Genomic DNA, 17,593 nt, shown 5'->3' with positions numbered 1-17,593 from the left:
AATAGAGGCCTCCAAATGTCCCAAATTACGCAGGGAAGAGCAAGAGAGCGAGAAGGAAAGACAGACGCCGTGTTCTCATGCTGCTGCGCTCAGCTCAGCCAGTCGCGCAGAATGCCGGCCATGAGCGTCAGTTCGCCTTCCGCCACCTGCTCGTCGTGCTTGTGCGCGAGCAGTGGCGAACCGGCGCCGAAGTTGACGGCCGGAACACCGAGCTGCGAGAATCGGGCGACGTCGGTCCAGCCGAGCTTCGCCTCGGGGTCCTTGCCGGTGCGTGCCTTCGCCAGAGCCGCCAGCGAGCGCGTGAGTTCGGAATCCATGCCGGGTCGTGCCGACGGCGATTCGTCTTTCATCTCAATGCCGAAGCCCTCGAACACACCGCCCGTCGCCTGGTGCTCGCCGTTGCCGAGTTCGGCACCGCAGTCTGCGCCCATCATCAGCGCCTTCGCCTCGGCGAGCGATTTGTCGGGAGCGAAACGGTAGTTGACGTGCACGCGGCATTCATCGGGGATCACATTGGTGCCCTTGCCGCCGCTGATCAGCGTCGCGTTGAGCCCTTCGCGGTAGACGAGACCGTCCACGCTCACAGTGGCGTCCGTATGCTCGTTCAGACGGCGCAGAATCTCGGCGGCGTCGTGGATGGCGTTGTGGCCCATCCACGCGCGTGCGGAATGTGCGGCTATGCCGTGCGTGACCACGTCGAAGCGGATCGTGCCGTTGCAGCCGCCTTCAATGCCGCATGAGGTGGGCTCGCCTATGATCGCGAAATCGCCGGCGATCCAGTCCGGGTGCGCTTCGGCGACCTTGCGCAGGCCGTTCTTCTCGGCGGCCACCTCCTCGTGGTCGTAGAACACGTAAGTCAGATCGTATTTCGGGTTCGTCAGCGTCGCGGCAAGGTAAAGCAGCACGGCGTCCGACGATTTCATGTCGGTGGCGCCACGTCCCCACACCACGCGTTCGCCCGGGTGCGCCTCCGCGACGCCCGGCAGAATGAGCGGGTCTCCGGGTTCGAGCAGTTTCGGCGGGAAGTTGTCGATCACCGGCACCACATCGAGATGGCCGGCGAGCACCACGCGCCTGTCACGGCCGAGATTCGTGCGCGCGACGAGCGTGTCGCCATGCCGCTGCACGTCCAGATGCGGCAGCGTGCGAAGGAACGCCTCGGTCATGTCGGTCAGATGCGTCTCGTCGTCGCTCACCGAGTACACGCGCATCACCTGCATGCACAGGTCGGTGAGCGCGGCCTGCTCGCCCACACCGGCGTCCACCGTCAGCTTGAGCGGCTCCCCCGCGCGATCGATCACGTCTTGCATAGTCCCTCCAAACGCCTGCCGCGCACTCGCGCGGTCCATTCGCCAACACTCTACCAGTGCCGCGCGCATGCGGGCGCATGCATTCCAAATGCATCTGCGATGCGCCAGCCAGATTCCGCGCGCCTGCATGCAAATGAAATCTGCCCGCATGAAATGCATGTGCGTGCATATACTTGCACTCGGCAGAGCAGGAACGCGGAGCAAGGGAGAAGCATGGGCGGCCTCATCAGCGCAATGGAGGGATTCTGCGTCATCGGCATCGTGATCGCGGCCGGCTATGCGGCCGCGCGTCTGCAGATCGGCGGCGCCCAGGCACAGTATGTGTTCAATCGCCTGAGCTTCTTCATTGCGAGCCCGTGCCTCATGTTCGCCATTCTGGCGCAGGAGAACATCACACATCTGTTCGATTCCACGATCATCGTCGCGTTCTGCTCGGCGGTCGGCGTCGGACTCGTCTTCCTCGTGCTCAACAGATTGTTCTTCCACCTCAAGGCACCGGATGCCACGATCGGCGTGCTTAACTCGCTGTATTTGAATTCGAACAACATCGGCCTGCCCATCGCCACGTACATTCTCGGCAACCCGGCGCTCGTCGCGCCCATTCTCGTCATGCAGCAGGCGCTGTTCACGCCGGTCGGACTCACCGTGCTCGACGTGACCACCAAGGGCAAGTTCTCGGTGAAGCAGGTGCTCAAGCAGCCGTTGCACCAGCCATTGCTCATCGGCACCGTGCTCGGCATCATCGTCTCGGTCGTCTCGTCGAAGGTGGGCCATTTCATTGTGCCGAACTTCCTGTTCGACCCGATCGACATGATTGGAGATTCCGCGGTGCCGATGATCCTCATGGCATTCGGCATGTCGCTGCACGGCACGAAGCCGATGCAGAACAAGTCGAATCTGCCGGCGATCTGGACGGTGGCGGCGCTCAAGAACATCGTGATGCCGCTCATCGCATTCGGCATCGCCTTCGCCATGGGCTTCCGCGGGCCCACGCTGTACGGCTGTGTCGTGCTCGCCGCACTGCCCACCGGCCAGAACGTGTACAACTACGCGGCCCGCTACAATGTCGGCATGACCTTCGCGCGCGACGGCATACTCATCTCCACGATGACGAGCCCCATCGTCATCGCGATCATCGCCGCGCTCCTCAGCTGACGCCTGCTCCTTACGGGATGTCATCAACGCTTACGGGATGTCAGGTTTTCATATTCTTCGAAGTAGATCACAAAACAAACGGCTATGTTCCAACGATATCAATGTGAGGATACTCAATCGCGACATCCCGTAAGCGTTGATGACATCCCGTAAGGATTAAGAATTATGAGGCGATGCGCACCACTAGTCGTCGCGGCGGCGCGAGATCGAATCGAGGCGCGTGGCGGTGTGGTTCGCGCTCACCGCGCCGACGGTCACCAGCGCATAGCACAGCACAATGCCGAACAGGCAACGCAGCAGCACGGCCGGGTTGCTGAGCATCGAGCCCACCAGCGGCAGCATGAGCAGCAACGAGCAGCCTGCGGAGATGACGATCACCGTGTTGAGCGGCGTGAGCACTTCCGAGAACCGCGCCTTGCGCAGTGTGAGCGCATCGGTGCCTTCGAGCATGAGCATGTGGTATTCGTCGGCCTGGTCGAACACACTGGCCGACTGCATGATGCCCGAGCTCACCGCGGCCAGCACGGCGGCGAACACCAGCGTGAGCGTGCCGCCAAGCGAGATGTCGTGCATCATCATCAGCGTCTCCGCGTCGGCGTCGCCCGATGCCGTGCCCAGTGCGCCGCATACGGCGGTGATGCCCGCGATGAACACGGCGAGCGCGATGCCCGAGACATTGCGCCATGCACGCTTCGGGTTGTCGAGAATACGGCGCATCGCAATCATCGTGGCGGCGGATTTCGGCCGGTGCGCACGCGACTTCGCCACGGCGGCGATCACCCACGAACCGATCACGTTGAGCAGCATGAAGCAGCCGCCGATGATCGCGAACACGACACCATACGCCACCGCCACACCGGCGCCGGCCACGAGGTTCATGTTATTGAGCATGGCGAAACCGAACACGAGGGCGACGACGAACAGCGCCACGCGCCATTTGCCGGGCATTGCGGCGCCTTGGCGGGCGGTGACCCCCAATGGCGTGATGGCCACCTTGCGCAACGTGAGCAGCGCGGAGACCAAGGCCAGTGCGGCAACGCCGACGACGGTGCCGATGAGCGCCCACGGCCCCACCCACAGCTGTTCGAAGTCGAAGGTGTGGTTCTCGAAGTGCAGCATCATGATGAGCGGCATCACGGCGAAGTACCCGGCAATGCCCAGCACGGAGCCGATCACGGCCTGTCCGACCGCTTCGAGGGCGATCAGCCGCACCACCTGCGACGTCGTGGCGCCAGCCAGTCGCAGCACCGCGAGTCGTTCGTCGCGACGTGTGGCGGCAAGGCGCGCCGCAGAACCCGCGAGGGTGGTGAAGGGCACCACGAGCAGCACGCAGGCGAACATGGCGAGCACCACGTAGAACTCACCGTTGACGCTCACGTTGGCGTGCGTGGAGCAGGCGGAATCATTGAAGAAGCAGCCGACCGTATGGTCTGGTGACGCACGCCAGATGAAGCCGTGCAGACCGCCGAGCACGGTGAGGAAGATCGCGGTCGCCGCGGCGAAGGCGATGACGGCGAGCAGGCCTGTGTGGTCGCGCGGCGCATCCGGTTCATCGTCATGGTGGAACATGTGCCGGTGGAAGAGTCTCCACAGTGCGAAGGTGCTCATTGCAACGCTCCTTGTGGTTGGGCGCCCATCTGCACTGCCTGTGCCGGGGCGTCGTTCTGCGGTTGGCGCTGCATGCCTGCGCGCCGGTTGGCCGCGTCGAGGATCATGCCGTCGCGCATGCTCACGGTGCGGTCGCAGTATGCGGCGATGTTCGGGTCGTGGGTGACGAGCACCACTGCGGCGTTGTTCGCGGCCGCCGCCTGCATGAGCAGATTCATCACCTCGTGCCCGGTGTTCTGGTCGAGCGCGCCGGTCGGCTCGTCGGCGAAGATGATGGCCGGATTCACACATAGTGCGCGCGCAATGGCGACGCGTTGCATCTGGCCGCCACTCATCTGGCCGGGTCGATTGCGCATCAGATTGCGCAATCCCATGCGTTCCAGCCACATGGCGGCCTGATCGGTCGCCTGCGAGTACGCCATGCCGCCGAGCATGAGCGGCAATGCCACGTTTTCGATCGCCGGCAGCTCCGGCAGCAGTTGCCCGGATTGGAAGACGAATCCGAACGCCTGCCTGCGCATGCGGGTGCGTTCGGCGTCCGGAATGCGGTCGATGTTGGCACCGCGGAACAGCACTTGGCCGGCCGTCGGCTTCATGATGCCGGCGAGCACATGCAGCAGCGTCGATTTGCCCGAACCCGACGGTCCCATGATCGCCACGCGTTCGCCTTCGCCAAGCTGGAAGTTCGCGTGGTTCAGCGCGAGTGGCTGACCCATCTGCCATGCCGCGGGTTGTGTCGCCGCCGGGTTGCCGGAAGCGCTTGTGTTGTAATCCATCACCAGGTCGATTCCCTGCAGCGCGAGTGATTGGCCTCCCATCGGCGCTCCGTCAGGGTACGGCATGGGTGCCGCAGTCATTGGGGGCTGTGGAGCATACCCGTTGTGGGGCATGGCATCTGCGGGGGTTTGCGGCAAGGGATGCGGCGCGTTCTGCGGCGCCTGTGGCATCGGCGCGCCGGGATTGTTGTTCTGCATTGCGTTCATGCTTCCAAGCTACGGTGTCGCGCCCGCACGCCCCATCATGCAACGGGATGAATTCCCCGGCACACCACGCCCGCTCTCAGCCTTAAGGATGATGCCCACCGGCATATCACGCGAGATGCCAGCTCACGCGGTGCAGATCGCTCGGCCCGCATTGCGCGATCGCCTCGCGGTGCGCCTTCGAGCCGTACCCCTTATTGCGCTCCCACCCATAGCGCGCGTATTCGGCATGATCGCGCGCCAACTGTTCCATCAGACGGTCTCGGGTCACTTTCGCCAGCACCGCCGCCGCTGCGACGCTGGCACACTGCGCATCCGCCTTGACAAGCGTGCGCACCTGTGCCGGCATGGGCACCGCGGGGGCTTCGAAAGTGCCCAATGCCTTGGATATGTAGTCGTTCGGCCCGTCGAGTATCGCGCCGACGTGCAGCCCATCCGCATGCTGCTGTGGACTGTGTTTCGTATACGCCCATGTTCCCGAGTATTTGCAGCGCTCGTCGAATCCGCGAATCTCGCTGTCACCCGGGCTACCCATGCCGAGGGCGCGTTCCACACCATCGAGTGCGCGCAGTGCGGCGATGCCGAGCGCATGCGAGATGCCCCATGCGTCGATCTCCGCATTGCTCGCCGAACCGATTGCAAAACCGTCCACCCACGCCTGCAATGGCTCGTACAGACTCTCGCGCCTATGCTCGGTGAGCGTCTTGGAATCTGCGAGATACTGCGGCATGGCAGTCTGTGCTTCGTCGAGATTTCGCGCAAGGAACGCGGCCGCGCCCACCATCACCGGACCTGCCAGCGAACCACGTCCCACTTCGTCGAATCCGACGATTACATCGAACCCGTCGGCGGCAATCTGCCGTTCCAATGCAAACGACGGCGCCATACCGCCCCTTTCTCGACTCCGAAAACCCGCGCATCCAGCACAGATCAGCCCGCGTCGGGCACGTTCGCGAACACGTCGCTGTAATTGCTCAGCCACGAGATGCGGTTGAGCGGCCAGTACCGCGCGAATGCGACGCCGGCGATGTCGCGGATGGGAACCTGACCATGTTGCGCATCGTTCAAATGGAAGCGCGAATCCGCGGAATTGCTGCGATTGTCTCCCATCACGAACACGTGCCCCTCGCTCACGGTGACCTTGAACGGGAAGGTGCTGGGCTGGTCCCCGGGCTTGACATACGCGGATTCGTCAATCGCCACGCCGTTGATTTTCACCGGCTGGCCCGCCCCCTCGCACTCCACCGTGTCGCCGGGCATGCCGATCAGTCGTTTGATCAAGTAGTCGCTGTGATAGGTGGTCTCCTCGCTCGCGAGCCAGTTGGAAGGGTCTTTGAACACCACAATGTCGCCGCGTTTGAGCGCGACCGGCCGCGGGGAGAGCTTGGTGGTGATCACACGGTCGCCTGGCATGATCGTGTTCTCCATGGAGCGTGACGGAATCACGTACATGCCGAATACGAAGATGCGCAGCAGCACCACAATGGCCACGGGAATCGCGCACCACAGGAAGAAATCCCGTATTGCCGTCCCCCTTGTCGAGGCGAGCTGCTGCTCCGTCCCGGCGGAGTCCAGATTCCCCGCCCCCGCATCGCGATTGCCGTGCGTCTCCATTGGCGCCGGACTCTGCGGCATGGGCTCGTTCGAAGAATCCATGACCCCTCCTGTCGAAATGATTACCGCACTCCAATGTATCATTTTCGGCGGAGACCCACTGTGGCGTTCACCATTCACAACAAATGTTCCATGGCCGACAAATCGCCGGCGCGCATACTGCTCTCTGCCGCAGATCGCCGCATATCCGCCCGCAAAAGCAAAAGCCGGGCCCGAACACGGAACCCGGCCTTCACAAGACCGTTATGGCGAAACTCACTTGGCGGAGTTGTCGCGGCGCTCGACGATGCGAGCTGCCTTGCCACGCAGATTGCGCAGGTAGTACAGCTTGGCGCGGCGAACGCGGCCACGACGAACGACCTTGATCGAGTCGATGGACGGGGAGTGCAGCGGGAAGCGGCGCTCCACACCGGTGCCGAAGCTGATCTTGCGCACGATGAAGGTCTCGCGCACGCCGGCGCCCTGACGGCCGATGACCACGCCGGTGAAGGTCTGGATACGGGAGTTGTTGCCTTCCTGAATCTTCACGTTCACGTCGACGGTGTCACCCGGACGGAATGCCGGGATCTCGTCGGCCGGCTTCATGTGCTTGGCGTCAAATGCCTCAATAGCGTTAACCATGGTGTTCCTCTACCCTGCCGCATGCCAGCGTATGGTCGCGACATTCGCATGCTCGCGGATGTCTGGAATATCGCCGCAGATTTGTCTGCGACGCGCGTGCCGATCCGCCGAAAGTCAGGTTCGGCTGGACTCGTGGGCAGGCGGATTCATGCGGCGATCCGCGTGCCGGCACAGCGACTTCACATTATACAAAGCGCACTGGATTACCCACGGCCTCCGACGAACCAAGCCGAGCGGACCGACCTTGCATCACAACAGGGAAGGGCGGCGACCCACATTCGTGAATCGCCGCCCCACCGCGAATTACAGCCAGCGTGTGCGGATCAGAACTCGCGCACCTTGCGGTAGAAGTTGATCAGGCTGCGGGTCGAGGCGTCCTGAGCTGCGAGCGCCTCGTCGTTCTGCGAGATCGCAGGCGTGATCTGCTTGGCGAGCTGCTTGCCGAGCTCAACGCCCCACTGGTCATAGGAGTCGATGCCCCACACGGTGCCCTCGACGAACGTGACCATCTCGTACAGCGAGATGAGCTCGCCGAGCGTGAAGGCATCGAGACGCACGCCGAAGATCGACGTGGTCGGGCGGTTGCCGGAGAACACGCGGGCCGGAACAATGTCTTCCGGAGTGCCCTCGGCGCGCACCTCGTCGGCGGTCTTGCCGAACGCGAGCGCCTTGGTCTGGGCGAAGTAGTTGCCCAGCAGCAGTTCGTGCATGTCCTGGTCGCCATCCTTGAGCGGGTTCGGCGTGTTCGCGAACGCGATGAAGTCGGCCGGGATCAGCTGCGTGCCCTGATGGATGAGCTGGTAGAACGCGTGCTGGCCGTTGGTGCCGGGCTCACCCCAGAAGATCTCGCCGGTCTCGGTGGTCACCGGAGTGCCGTCCCAGCGCACGGACTTGCCGTTCGATTCCATCGTGAGCTGCTGCAGGTAGGCCGGGAAGCGGTGCAGGTACTGGTCGTACGGCAGCACGGCGTGCGAGGCGACCTTGAAGAAGTTGCGGTACCACACGTTGATCATGCCCATGATCACCACGGCGTTCTTCTCGAACGGCGTCTCGGCGAAGTACTGGTCGACCTGGCGGAAGCCTGCGAGGAACTCCTCGAAGCGGGCCGGTCCGAACACGATGGCGAGCGTGAGGCCAACGGCGGAATCGACGGAGTAACGGCCGCCGACCCAATCCCAGAAGCCGAATGCGTTCGCCGGGTCGATGCCGAAGTCCTTGACGCGCTCGAGGTTGGTCGAAACGGCGACGAAGTGCTTCTCAACAGCCTCGGCCTTCTGCTCGGCGGTGCCGTCGATGGCGCCGGAGGCCTGCAGCTGCTCGAGCAGCCATGCGCGGGCCTGACGGGCGTTGGTGAGCGTCTCGAGCGTGCCGAAGGTCTTCGACACGACCACGAACAGCGTGGTCTCTGGGTCGAGGTCGCGGGTCTTCTCGGCGAGGTCGTTCGGGTCGATGTTCGAGATGTAGCGGGCCTTGATGCCGGCGTCGGCGTACGGCTTGAGCGCCTCGTACACCATGACGGGGCCCAGGTCGGAGCCGCCGATGCCGATGTTGACCACGGTCTCGATCTCCTTGCCGGTCACGCCCTTCCATTCGCCGGAACGGACCTTGTCGGCGAAGGCGTACATGCGGTCGAGGGTCTCGCGCACGTCCTTGACCACGTCCTGACCATCCACGATCAGCTTGCCTTCGTCGCTGGCGTCGCGGCGCAGTGCGGTGTGCAGCACGGCGCGGTCCTCGGTGTTGTTGATGTGCACGCCGGAGTACATGTCCTTGGTGCGTTGCTTGAGGTTGACCTCATCGGCGAGCTCTGCGAACAGTGCGAGGGTCTCAGGCTTGATCAGGTTCTTCGAGAAGTCGAAGCGCAGCGTGCCCACGTCGAAAGACAGCGAGTCCACGCGCGTGGGATCGTCCTCGAACCACTGCTTGAGATCGATGCCCTGTGCCTGCAGCTCGTCATAGTGCTGCTGCAGCTTCTTCCACGCCGCGGTGCCCGTGGCGTCGACAGGAGGATTGATTGCCATTCGTGATCCTTTCATCATCAGACAAGCACTGCGGCGCCGTTGCCCGTGCTGCATTGCAGACTAGCAAGGCATGCGTTTGCATTTGCTTATCAAGCTTCACCATACTCACAAAATACGACAGTTTTGCCCCACGACCGCACACGAATCGTAAACAGTGCGAACATCGGGACGAAAGCGAACATTTTCGCTGTTCGCTTTCACGCAGGCAAACCTATGAAATCGTTTTCAAACATTCGCCCGCGCATATGGCGTCATCCGCAAGCCTGTGTCTCGTTTCAGTTATTGGCTCTCACAGTAGTTCGTCGCACCCCGACTCCGCGAGCGTTTTCACCATTGACTTGACTTCCTGGCTCCGCGCACGTGGCGTGATGAGCAATGCATCCGGCGTATCCACCACGACCATGTCGTTCACGCCAAGCAACGCAACGGTTCGTTCGCTGTTCGGCACCACGATGTCGCCGGCGGAGTCGAGTGTGACCACCTGCTCGGTGTTGCCCAGTATTTTCAGATTCCGCTCGTCCACGCTCGGCAACAGTGCCGCCACCGAGTTGAAATCACCAATGTCATCCCAGCCGAAGTCGCCCGGGATCATCGCGACGCCGCCCTCCACCGATAGCGGCTCGGCCACTGCGTAGTCGAACGCGATCTTCTCGATTCCCTGCCAGTACTTGCGCATGGCCTCGTCGCGGTGGGCGTGGAAGTCGTCGGGATTCACGGTCTCGCGCACGTTCTCGCCGCGCTCATGTGCCTCGGCCTGCGCGCGGGCGAGATCGCGATCGTCTTCGATCACGGCGTCTGCTATCGCATCGATCGCGCGTGCGAGCTGTGGCTTGACCCGGTGCAGGTGGTCGAGCAGCACATCGGCGCGCATCACGAACATGCCGGCGTTCCAGCGGTATTCGCCGGTGTTCAGGTAGGCCTGCGCGGTGGCGGCGTTCGGCTTCTCCACGAAGCGTTCCACGAGCACGGCGTCCGGGGCGTCGGGAACGCGGGCCGCGAGCGACTCGCCTTCGTGGATGTAGCCGAATGCGGTGCTCGGGCGCGAGGCTGCTATGCCGATGGTGGTCACATAGCCGGCGCGGGCGGTGGCGACGGCCTGCCGCACGGCGTCGACGAACGCCACCTTGCCGCGGATCACATGGTCGGCGGCGAACGATCCGACCACAATGTCGTTGCCGTGCCTGCGGGCGAGCACGGCGGTGGCGAGCGCAATGGCGGCCGTGGAATCACGCGGTGCCGGTTCGGCGAAGATGTGTTCCGGCGCCACCTCGGGCATCTGCTCCTCCACGGCGTCCACATGCCGTTCGCCGGTGCTGATGCACACATGGTCCATGCCGGCGATGGCGGCGAGGCGGTCGAAGGTGGACTGAATCAGCGTGCGCCCCGACCCGAGCAGGTCGAACAGGAACTTCGGTTTGGCCTCGCGGCTCAGCGGCCACAGGCGCGTCCCGGTGCCGCCCGCGGGAATGATGGCGTAGAAATCGTCGAATCCGTTACTCATGCCCTCATTCTATCCGCTCGCGCGCATTCGGCTCCCTCATGCTGCCCAAACGCGACACGCCGATTCGTCAAATCCAGCAATTCGGCTACACTGTATTTCTTGTGCACCAAGCATGTGCCACTTTAGCTCAGTCGGTAGAGCGGCTCACTCGTAATGAGCAGGTCGACAGTTCGATTCTGTCAAGTGGCTCCATTGCCCTAGACGTCGGCGCAAACGCGTTCGCCGCCTAGGGTTTTGCATATCCAACGCGCGCGAGTGGCGTAATTGGTAGCCGCGCAGGATTTAGGTTCCTGTGACTTCGGTCGTGTGGGTTCGAGTCCCATCTCGCGCACCCTTCTCCACGTTCTCCCCATGTTTCCAGATTGTCCCGTGGACGTTCTCCCCATGTTTCCAGATTGTCCCGTGGACGTTCCCCCTCACCCGAGCCATATCCCGGCGTAGGCTGTACTCCGTGACGCTCCTACAACCGATCGCCCTCTTGGCTATCATCATCGCCGGCTACCTGTTCAAACGCTGCCGGTTGTTCGGCCAGCGCGATTACCGCATCATTCAGGTGATGCTCTTCGATCTCGTGCTGCCCGGTGCCATCGTCTACTCGTTCGCCACGAATCCGCATGATCCGTCGCTGTTATGGCTTTCGGCCTTCGGTTTCGTCGTGGCGCTCGTGCCGGTGCTCGTGATCTTCTCGGCCACCCGTCACTCGCCGGTCACGCAGCGCGCGTTCCTCATGCTCAATGCGACCGGTCTCAACATAGGCTGCTTCTGCTTCCCGGTGGTGCAGGCGTTTCTTGGCGAACAGGCGATCGTTCCCGCCGCCATGTTCGACATTGGCAATTGCATCATGGTGGCCGCCGGCACGAATGTGATGACGCAGACGCTCCTGCACATTCAACCCGGCCGTCCCCTCACCGAGCAAGGCGCCGGCGACGCTCCCACACTTCCCTACACGCGCCCCACGGACCGCGATGCCAAGCGTCTCGCCCGGCGTTCGCTGCTGCACACGGTGCTCAAGGGTTTTGTGGGTTCCATTCCGTTCGACACGTATGTGATCATGATCGTGCTCATGGTCTGCGGACTGTCGCTGCCCGCCTGGTTCGCGGATCTCTTCCGGCCGCTGTCGAATGCGAACGCCTGCGTGGCCATGCTCATGGTGGGCATGATGATGGATCTGCCCGCGAACCGTTCCGACACCTTCGCCGTGCTCAAGGTGCTCGCCTGGCGTCTTCCCTTCGGATTGGCGTTCGCCGCCGTGGCTTGGTTCCTGCTGCCGTTCGACGCCGGCATTCGCGAGGCGACGATGATGTGCTGCCTCGCCCCGGTTGCCGTCTTCTCCACGCTGTTCACCGACGAGGTGCTCGGCAACGCCCGTCTCGCCGGCTTCACGCTGTCGGTGAGCGCGGTGATCAGTCTTGGCATGATGACCGGCGCCCACGCGATGATCGCCGCCGGCATCATCTGATTCGGTACCGGTGCGGGCTGACGCCTCGGCTACCTGCCGAGCAGCTTGTGCGCGAGGCGCTGGGCACGGTAGGTGACCGGCCGCAGCACCTTCATGAAGTCGCCCGGCATCTCCACCACGTAGCCGTTGAATCCCTGCTTGAATTCGAGCACGCCGCGTCCCTCGTCATCCGGGTCGTCGAAAATGCCGTCGATGCCGTAGAAGTCGTACAGATTCACATGCCCGAACGGTTCCACACCCTGCACGCAGTACCGCAGCATCGCCTCGTGCTGAATGAGTGCCGATGCATAGAACGGCTTGTATTCCTCCACGCTGCCCGAGAACAGGTAGACCACTTCGCGCGGGCCGAGCACGAACATCGAGGCGGCGGCCGGAATGAGGTCGCCCTTCTCCACGAGCTCGTTCGCCTCCGCCAACCGCTTGTTCGCGGCCGCCAGATTGCTCGATTCCTCGTTGAGCCTGCGCCGTAGCTTGGTCGTCTCGCGCTGTGCGATCTTCGCTTCGAGCCCGTCGACGAGCGCGCGCAGATCGTCGGCCTTGCGCTGCATCGACCGCTGGTATTCTGCGGTGTCGATCTCGGCCAGCACGAATCGGGCCCGTTCGCCGAAGCATTGCGCGAACTGTTTGAAATACTGCGGTCCGCGGAATTCGAAATGCCGGCGTTCCGCGGTCTGCTGTTCTATCCGCGCGAAGGTGTCGAGCTCGTCGACGCCGATCTCGCGCACATGCACACCCATCGACCTGGCGCGTTTGATGCTCCACTGCGTGCGTTTCGAATACGACTTGAGCAGCTCGCTTTCGTCGCCGATCCCGGTCATGTCCTTGGCGAACCGCCAGCGCACGGTCGACGTGTAGCCGCGCACGAATCCGCCGTGCTCGTATCCTGCCTGTTCGATGTTGCGGATCATGCGCTTGTCCGGCGCGCCGCCCTCGCTCTCGGGCAGCGCCTCGCCGTGGTCGTCGCGCACGCGGTAGCGCTGGTTCGGCGCGATGTCGAGGTGCACAGCGCCCTTCTTCTTCGCGAATCGGGCGAGCGCGCGCAGGAATTCGGCGACGAGCTCGTCGTCATCGTAGTCGCACAGCGGGCCGCTGATCACGCTGCAGAACGTCGCCATCGGCGCATGATGCGTGGCGAACACGGCCCCCGCCTTGATCTCGCCGTCCTCGCGCATGCCCACGAAGTCGACGTCCATGCCGTGCATGCGGCGCAGATTCGCCATCTCCACGGTCTGCTGGAAATTCGACTGCGGCGACGCCTCCGCGAATGCACGGAATTCCTGCTCGTTCAACACTTCAAAAGAAAACTTGCGCATATGTCCTGTATTCGGTCTCGGGTTTCCAGATTGCTTCCGGCTCACTCACCGGTCTCCACGAGTTCGCGGATCGCCGGCATGAGCGCACGCAGCGCCTTGCCGCGATGTGAGATCGCGTTCTTCTGCTCGGGGGTCATCTCGGCGGAGGTGAGCAGTTCGCCGCTTTCCTCGGCTCCGGCAGGCTGCTCGTCGGGCATGAAGATCGGGTCGTAGCCGAATCCGTTGCTGCCGTGCGGGTGGCGCACAATCGTGCCGGGCATCTCGCCGAGCACCACGGTTTCACGGGCGTCGACAAGCCCGTCGCCATCGTCCATGCCATCGGACGGGTCCGCCTCGAAGTCCGCGACGTCCTCCTCGGCTGCAATCGGCACCACGAGAGCGGCGGCACAGCGGAAGCGAGCGGTGCGGTCGTCGTCGGGAATGTCTTCGATCTGGGCGAGCAATAGGTCTATGTTCGCCGCGTCGTTGCCATGCTCGCCGGCCCAGCGTGCGGAAAGAATGCCGGGGGCGTTGCCCATGACGTCCACGATGAGTCCGGAGTCGTCGGCAATCGCCGGCAGACCGGTCAGCCTGGCCACAAAGCGCGCCTTGAGCAGCGCGTTCGCCTCGAAAGTGATGCCGGTCTCCACCGGGTCCGGCAGCCCGAGCGAGCCTGCGGAGACGAGCTCAATGTCGTGCGCGCCATCGCCGAATTCCTCGGCCAGAATGTCGCGAATCTCCACCAGTTTGCCTTCGTTGTGCGTGGCGACGACGATGTTCATATGCCCACCATTCCCTTATTCGAATGTGCTAGCGCAGGTCGGCGTCGAGCGCGGCCTGCTGTGCGGCTTGGAGTTCCCTATTGCCCTTGGTGGCGAGGTCGAGCAGCACGCCGAGCTCGTTGCGGCTGAATGGGCGATGTTCGGCGGTGCCCTGAATCTCAACGAATTTGCCGGATCCGGTCATTGCGACGTTCATGTCGGTCATTGCGCGGCTGTCTTCGACGTACGGCAGGTCGAGCATCGGTTCGCCGTCGATCACGCCCACCGACACGGCGGAGACGCTGTCGAGCAGCACGTTCTTCACGCTTTTGATCTTGCCGTTCTGCTTCGCCCAGTTGAGGGCGTCCACGAGGGCCACGTGCGCTCCGGTGATCGACGCGGTGCGCGTGCCGCCGTCGGCCTGGAGCACGTCGCAATCCATCTGGATCGTGTTCTCGCCGAGCGCCTTCATGTCAATCACGCCGCGCAGGCATCGGCCGATGAGTCTGGAGATCTCATGGGTGCGGCCGCCCACCTTGCCGCGAACCGATTCACGGTCGGTGCGCTGTGCGGTGGCGCGCGGCAGCATCGAATACTCCGCAGTGACCCAACCGAGCCCGGAGTCCTTGCGCCAGCGCGGCACGGTGTCGGTGAACGTGGCGGTGCACATCACGCGCGTGTTGCCGCATTCAATGAGCACGGATCCTTCCGGCACGTCGGTGAATGCGCGGGTGATGCGCACGGGTCGCAGCTCATCGTATGCACGGCCGTCTGCTCGGGTAACAGTCATGGTAATCCTCTCGTCGTTCTCTCACATCATAGGCCGAGAGGCAACATCGGCCGAATGCGAACGAATGTGTTCAACCGTCATCTGCCGCCACCTGGCGCCAGCGCACCCCACTCCTGCAAGCCACTCCAACCCTAGCCCGTAAGGGGGTGGGATAGCCGGTAGCGAGAAGCGGGCCGCGAGAATCTGCCCATCTGCAATCGTTCGGATGCCTACTCTGCCGCCGATTTCGCAGGAAGCGCACGGTCGAACAGGCACAGCACCACGCCGACGGCGAGATAGATGGCGACGATCTTGAGGCAGGCCACGCCCGCGCCGCCCCAGGTGAATTGCGTGATGATGAGATAGTCGTAGGGGTAGGCGTTCGCCGTGGGGCCGGAATGCGGGAACCAGTAGGCGCGCGCAATCGCGAACGCTGCATAGAGCGGCAGGTACACAAGCCAGACGAGCGGATACACCGGCTTGAACGCACGGTGCGGTTCGAATGCGAAGAAGTCGACGGCGAGCATGCCCACCACAATCAACGCGAGCACCTGTGCGCTGAGCGGGATCACCTGCTGCGCCGGCACCCCGAACTCCGCAGCCGGCGTGACGAAGAAATGCACGGCGGCCAGCGAGAACGCGTAGGTGAGCACGAAGCCGCGCAGCAATGCCGGCGGCTGCACACCGCGCAGAATGCTCGCACAGCCACTCCACAGCATGACGATGCCGGCGATGAAGCCGATCTGGTACATGAGGAACGCCCAAAGGCTCACGGCATGCCATGCCGGCGATGTGCCGATGAAGCACAGCGCAGCAATGGCCAGTCTCCAGATTCCTGCAAGATATCGCATGTTCCCATCCTACCGGCCCATCTGCCGAGCGTCCTCTGCACGCCACACACGCCACTGCCCTTTTGCGTAAAAAGAGACACACAGGCCTCCGATTTGTCCCTTTTTACGCAACAAGAGGCAGAGAGAGCAGAAAGGACCTCATCCCCGCACGAGTAAGACTCCGAATAATGACATCCGCGCATATTTGCGCGCTCATTCGACTAGGCTGGGGAACAACGACATCCGCGCGCGGCGAATCCACGGCCGCCCCGGCCAATCGCGAAGAGATCACGCAAGAGAAGCGCACCGCTAACACAGGAGACACCATGGTGGTTTACGACCCGTCGCTCATGACCGACATGTACGAGTACACAATGCTTGACGCCACATTGCAGGACGGCACGGCGAACCGCCCCTGCGTGTTTGAGGTGTTCACGCGGCATCTGCCCGAGGGACGTCGCTACGGTGTGGTCGCCGGCATTGGACGTCTGCTCGACGCGCTCGAGGACTTCCATCTCGATGACGCCGACCTGAAGTTCCTCTCTGACCGCCACATTGTGAGCCGGGGCACCGTCAAGTGGCTCGAGAACTACCATTTCACGGGTTCGATCCGCGGCTACCGCGAGGGCGAGGTGTACTTCCCGAATTCGCCGATTCTGCAGGTGCGCGGTTCCTTCGGCGAGTGCACGCTGCTCGAGACGCTCATCCTGTCGATCCTCAACTACGATTCCGCCGTCGCCGCGGCCGCCTCGCGCATGGTCACGGCCGCGAAGAACCGCCCGTGCATGGATATGGGCGGTCGCCGCACGAACGAGTGGGCCGCCGTCGCCGCCGCGCGCGCGTCGATCGTGGGTGGATTCAAGGGCACCGCGAATCTGCTCGCCGCCAAACTGTACGACCTGCCGGCGATCGGCACGGCCGCGCACTGCTTCACACTCGTGCATGACAGCGAGCGCCAGGCCTTCGAATCGCAGATCGCCGCGCTCGGCACGAACACGACGCTGCTCGTCGACACCTACAACATCGAGGAGGCCGTGAAGACTGCCGTCGAGGTGGCCGGCCCGAATCTGGGCGGCGTGCGCATCGACTCCGGCGATCTCGCCGCGCTCGCCCAGCGTGTGCGCAACCAGCTCGACGCGCTCGGCGCCACGAATACGAAGATCACGGTGACGAACGACCTCGACGAGTATGCGATCGCCTCGCTGCAGACCGCGCCGGTCGACTCCTACGGCGTCGGCACGCAGCTGGTCACCGGTTCGGGGGCGCCCACCTGCGCCATGGTCTACAAACTCACCGAACGCGCGAACAACGCCGGTCATATGGAACCGGTGGCGAAGAAGTCTGTGGACAAGGCGACGGCACCGGGAGCCAAGCTCGCCTTCCGTTCATACGAATACTCGCTCGCCGACTGCGAACACGTCATCTCCGGCTCGGAGAGCGCGCTCGAGAACTTCGTGCCGGGCGAGGGCTGGGAAGATCTGCTCACCGACTTCGTCGTCAATGGCACGGTTGACCCGCAGTTCCAGGGTCACGACGGGCTCATGGCGGCGCAGGATTACCATGCCAAGGCGCTCGCCAAGCTGCCGATCACCGCGCAGTCGCTCATGCGAGGCGAGCCGGTGATCCCGACGAAGCTCGAGGTGCTCTGATCCGCAATTCGCGGCACGTTCGC

Annotated in this window: 15 protein-coding genes and 2 tRNA genes; 5 read left to right on the top strand and 12 right to left on the bottom strand. The window is 63.4% G+C overall.

What is annotated here, in order from left to right; translation table 11 throughout:
* Positions 1 to 89: 89 nt before the first annotated feature.
* The gene (dapE, locus tag OGI63_RS02170) at positions 90 to 1,310 is read right to left on the bottom strand and encodes a succinyl-diaminopimelate desuccinylase (protein ID WP_004268418.1); all 1,221 of its coding nucleotides are present in this window, start codon (positions 1,308 to 1,310) and stop codon (positions 90 to 92) included.
* A 213-nt stretch (positions 1,311 to 1,523) separates the two neighbouring features.
* Between dapE and OGI63_RS02165 the strand changes: the two genes are divergently transcribed.
* Positions 1,524 to 2,465 (top strand): AEC family transporter, encoded by a 942-nt coding sequence (locus OGI63_RS02165; RefSeq protein WP_004268417.1) that lies wholly within the window; start codon positions 1,524 to 1,526, stop codon positions 2,463 to 2,465.
* A 183-nt stretch (positions 2,466 to 2,648) separates the two neighbouring features.
* On the opposite strand, the gene OGI63_RS02160 is transcribed toward OGI63_RS02165, so the two are convergent.
* From OGI63_RS02160 to OGI63_RS02130, 7 genes are all read right to left on the bottom strand, one after another.
* The gene (locus tag OGI63_RS02160) at positions 2,649 to 4,073 is read right to left on the bottom strand and encodes an FtsX-like permease family protein (protein ID WP_004268416.1); all 1,425 of its coding nucleotides are present in this window, start codon (positions 4,071 to 4,073) and stop codon (positions 2,649 to 2,651) included.
* The gene (locus OGI63_RS02155; RefSeq protein ID WP_004268413.1) at positions 4,070 to 5,056 is read right to left on the bottom strand and encodes an ABC transporter ATP-binding protein; all 987 of its coding nucleotides are present in this window, start codon (positions 5,054 to 5,056) and stop codon (positions 4,070 to 4,072) included. Before OGI63_RS02155 ends, OGI63_RS02160 begins: the two co-directional genes overlap by 4 nt.
* Before the next feature lie 106 nt (positions 5,057 to 5,162).
* Positions 5,163 to 5,939 (bottom strand): ribonuclease HII, encoded by a 777-nt coding sequence (locus OGI63_RS02150; protein ID WP_004268411.1) that lies wholly within the window; start codon positions 5,937 to 5,939, stop codon positions 5,163 to 5,165.
* A gap of 44 nt (positions 5,940 to 5,983) precedes the next feature.
* Positions 5,984 to 6,709 (bottom strand): signal peptidase I, encoded by a 726-nt coding sequence (gene lepB / locus OGI63_RS02145; protein WP_004268409.1) that lies wholly within the window; start codon positions 6,707 to 6,709, stop codon positions 5,984 to 5,986.
* Between the two features lie 213 nt (positions 6,710 to 6,922).
* Entirely contained in the window at positions 6,923 to 7,288 is a 366-nt protein-coding gene (gene rplS / locus OGI63_RS02140) for a 50S ribosomal protein L19 (RefSeq protein ID WP_004268407.1), read from the bottom strand.
* Between the two features lie 323 nt (positions 7,289 to 7,611).
* Entirely contained in the window at positions 7,612 to 9,309 is a 1,698-nt protein-coding gene (gene pgi / locus OGI63_RS02135) for a glucose-6-phosphate isomerase (protein WP_004268405.1), read from the bottom strand.
* Between the two features lie 289 nt (positions 9,310 to 9,598).
* The gene (locus OGI63_RS02130) at positions 9,599 to 10,810 is read right to left on the bottom strand and encodes a mannose-1-phosphate guanylyltransferase (RefSeq protein WP_004268403.1); all 1,212 of its coding nucleotides are present in this window, start codon (positions 10,808 to 10,810) and stop codon (positions 9,599 to 9,601) included.
* 116 nt (positions 10,811 to 10,926) lie between these two features.
* Here OGI63_RS02130 and OGI63_RS02125 point away from each other — a divergent pair.
* The 3 genes from OGI63_RS02125 to OGI63_RS02115 all read left to right on the top strand — a co-directional run bounded on the left by OGI63_RS02125 (position 10,927) and on the right by OGI63_RS02115 (position 12,269).
* Positions 10,927 to 11,002: transfer RNA gene (locus OGI63_RS02125), tRNA-Thr, on the top strand.
* 57 nt (positions 11,003 to 11,059) lie between these two features.
* A tRNA-Leu gene (locus OGI63_RS02120) sits at positions 11,060 to 11,141 on the top strand.
* 120 nt (positions 11,142 to 11,261) lie between these two features.
* Complete coding sequence (locus OGI63_RS02115) at positions 11,262 to 12,269, top strand: AEC family transporter (protein WP_004268402.1); 1,008 nt, start codon at positions 11,262 to 11,264, stop codon at positions 12,267 to 12,269.
* Between the two features lie 29 nt (positions 12,270 to 12,298).
* Here the strand turns inward: OGI63_RS02115 and OGI63_RS02110 are convergent, their stop codons facing one another.
* The 4 genes from OGI63_RS02110 to OGI63_RS02095 all read right to left on the bottom strand — a co-directional run bounded on the left by OGI63_RS02110 (position 12,299) and on the right by OGI63_RS02095 (position 15,942).
* Positions 12,299 to 13,582 carry an aminoacyltransferase gene (locus OGI63_RS02110; RefSeq protein ID WP_004268400.1) on the bottom strand — a complete coding sequence of 428 codons (1,284 nt, stop codon included), beginning with the start codon at positions 13,580 to 13,582 and terminating at the stop codon, positions 12,299 to 12,301.
* Between the two features lie 41 nt (positions 13,583 to 13,623).
* Complete coding sequence (locus OGI63_RS02105; RefSeq protein ID WP_004268398.1) at positions 13,624 to 14,343, bottom strand: non-canonical purine NTP pyrophosphatase; 720 nt, start codon at positions 14,341 to 14,343, stop codon at positions 13,624 to 13,626.
* Positions 14,344 to 14,371: 28 nt separating this feature from the next.
* Positions 14,372 to 15,112, bottom strand: coding sequence for a ribonuclease PH (gene rph, locus OGI63_RS02100; protein ID WP_004268397.1), 741 nt, complete (start codon positions 15,110 to 15,112; stop codon positions 14,372 to 14,374).
* A 209-nt stretch (positions 15,113 to 15,321) separates the two neighbouring features.
* The gene (locus OGI63_RS02095; protein ID WP_004268393.1) at positions 15,322 to 15,942 is read right to left on the bottom strand and encodes a hypothetical protein; all 621 of its coding nucleotides are present in this window, start codon (positions 15,940 to 15,942) and stop codon (positions 15,322 to 15,324) included.
* A 305-nt stretch (positions 15,943 to 16,247) separates the two neighbouring features.
* Between OGI63_RS02095 and OGI63_RS02090 the strand changes: the two genes are divergently transcribed.
* A complete protein-coding gene (locus tag OGI63_RS02090; protein WP_004268391.1) occupies positions 16,248 to 17,570 on the top strand; it encodes a nicotinate phosphoribosyltransferase in 1,323 nt (440 codons plus the stop codon).
* Positions 17,571 to 17,593 lie beyond the last annotated feature (23 nt).

This window comes from Bifidobacterium sp. KRGSERBCFTRI (genome assembly GCF_025908335.1).
This window is presented reverse-complemented; position numbering and strand designations above follow the sequence as displayed.

Coding starts and splice junctions, on each gene's coding strand:
- OGI63_RS02090 (WP_004268391.1), top strand. CDS start 16,248: ATGGTGGTTTACGACCCGTCGCTCATGACCGACATGTACGAGTACACA.
- OGI63_RS02110 (WP_004268400.1), bottom strand. CDS start 13,582: ATGCGCAAGTTTTCTTTTGAAGTGTTGAACGAGCAGGAATTCCGTGCA.
- OGI63_RS02160 (WP_004268416.1), bottom strand. CDS start 4,073: ATGAGCACCTTCGCACTGTGGAGACTCTTCCACCGGCACATGTTCCAC.
- OGI63_RS02165 (WP_004268417.1), top strand. CDS start 1,524: ATGGGCGGCCTCATCAGCGCAATGGAGGGATTCTGCGTCATCGGCATC.
- dapE (WP_004268418.1), bottom strand. CDS start 1,310: ATGCAAGACGTGATCGATCGCGCGGGGGAGCCGCTCAAGCTGACGGTG.
- OGI63_RS02105 (WP_004268398.1), bottom strand. CDS start 14,343: ATGAACATCGTCGTCGCCACGCACAACGAAGGCAAACTGGTGGAGATT.
- rplS (WP_004268407.1), bottom strand. CDS start 7,288: ATGGTTAACGCTATTGAGGCATTTGACGCCAAGCACATGAAGCCGGCC.
- pgi (WP_004268405.1), bottom strand. CDS start 9,309: ATGGCAATCAATCCTCCTGTCGACGCCACGGGCACCGCGGCGTGGAAG.
- rph (WP_004268397.1), bottom strand. CDS start 15,112: ATGACTGTTACCCGAGCAGACGGCCGTGCATACGATGAGCTGCGACCC.
- OGI63_RS02095 (WP_004268393.1), bottom strand. CDS start 15,942: ATGCGATATCTTGCAGGAATCTGGAGACTGGCCATTGCTGCGCTGTGC.
- OGI63_RS02130 (WP_004268403.1), bottom strand. CDS start 10,810: ATGAGTAACGGATTCGACGATTTCTACGCCATCATTCCCGCGGGCGGC.
- OGI63_RS02150 (WP_004268411.1), bottom strand. CDS start 5,939: ATGGCGCCGTCGTTTGCATTGGAACGGCAGATTGCCGCCGACGGGTTC.
- lepB (WP_004268409.1), bottom strand. CDS start 6,709: ATGGATTCTTCGAACGAGCCCATGCCGCAGAGTCCGGCGCCAATGGAG.
- OGI63_RS02155 (WP_004268413.1), bottom strand. CDS start 5,056: ATGAACGCAATGCAGAACAACAATCCCGGCGCGCCGATGCCACAGGCG.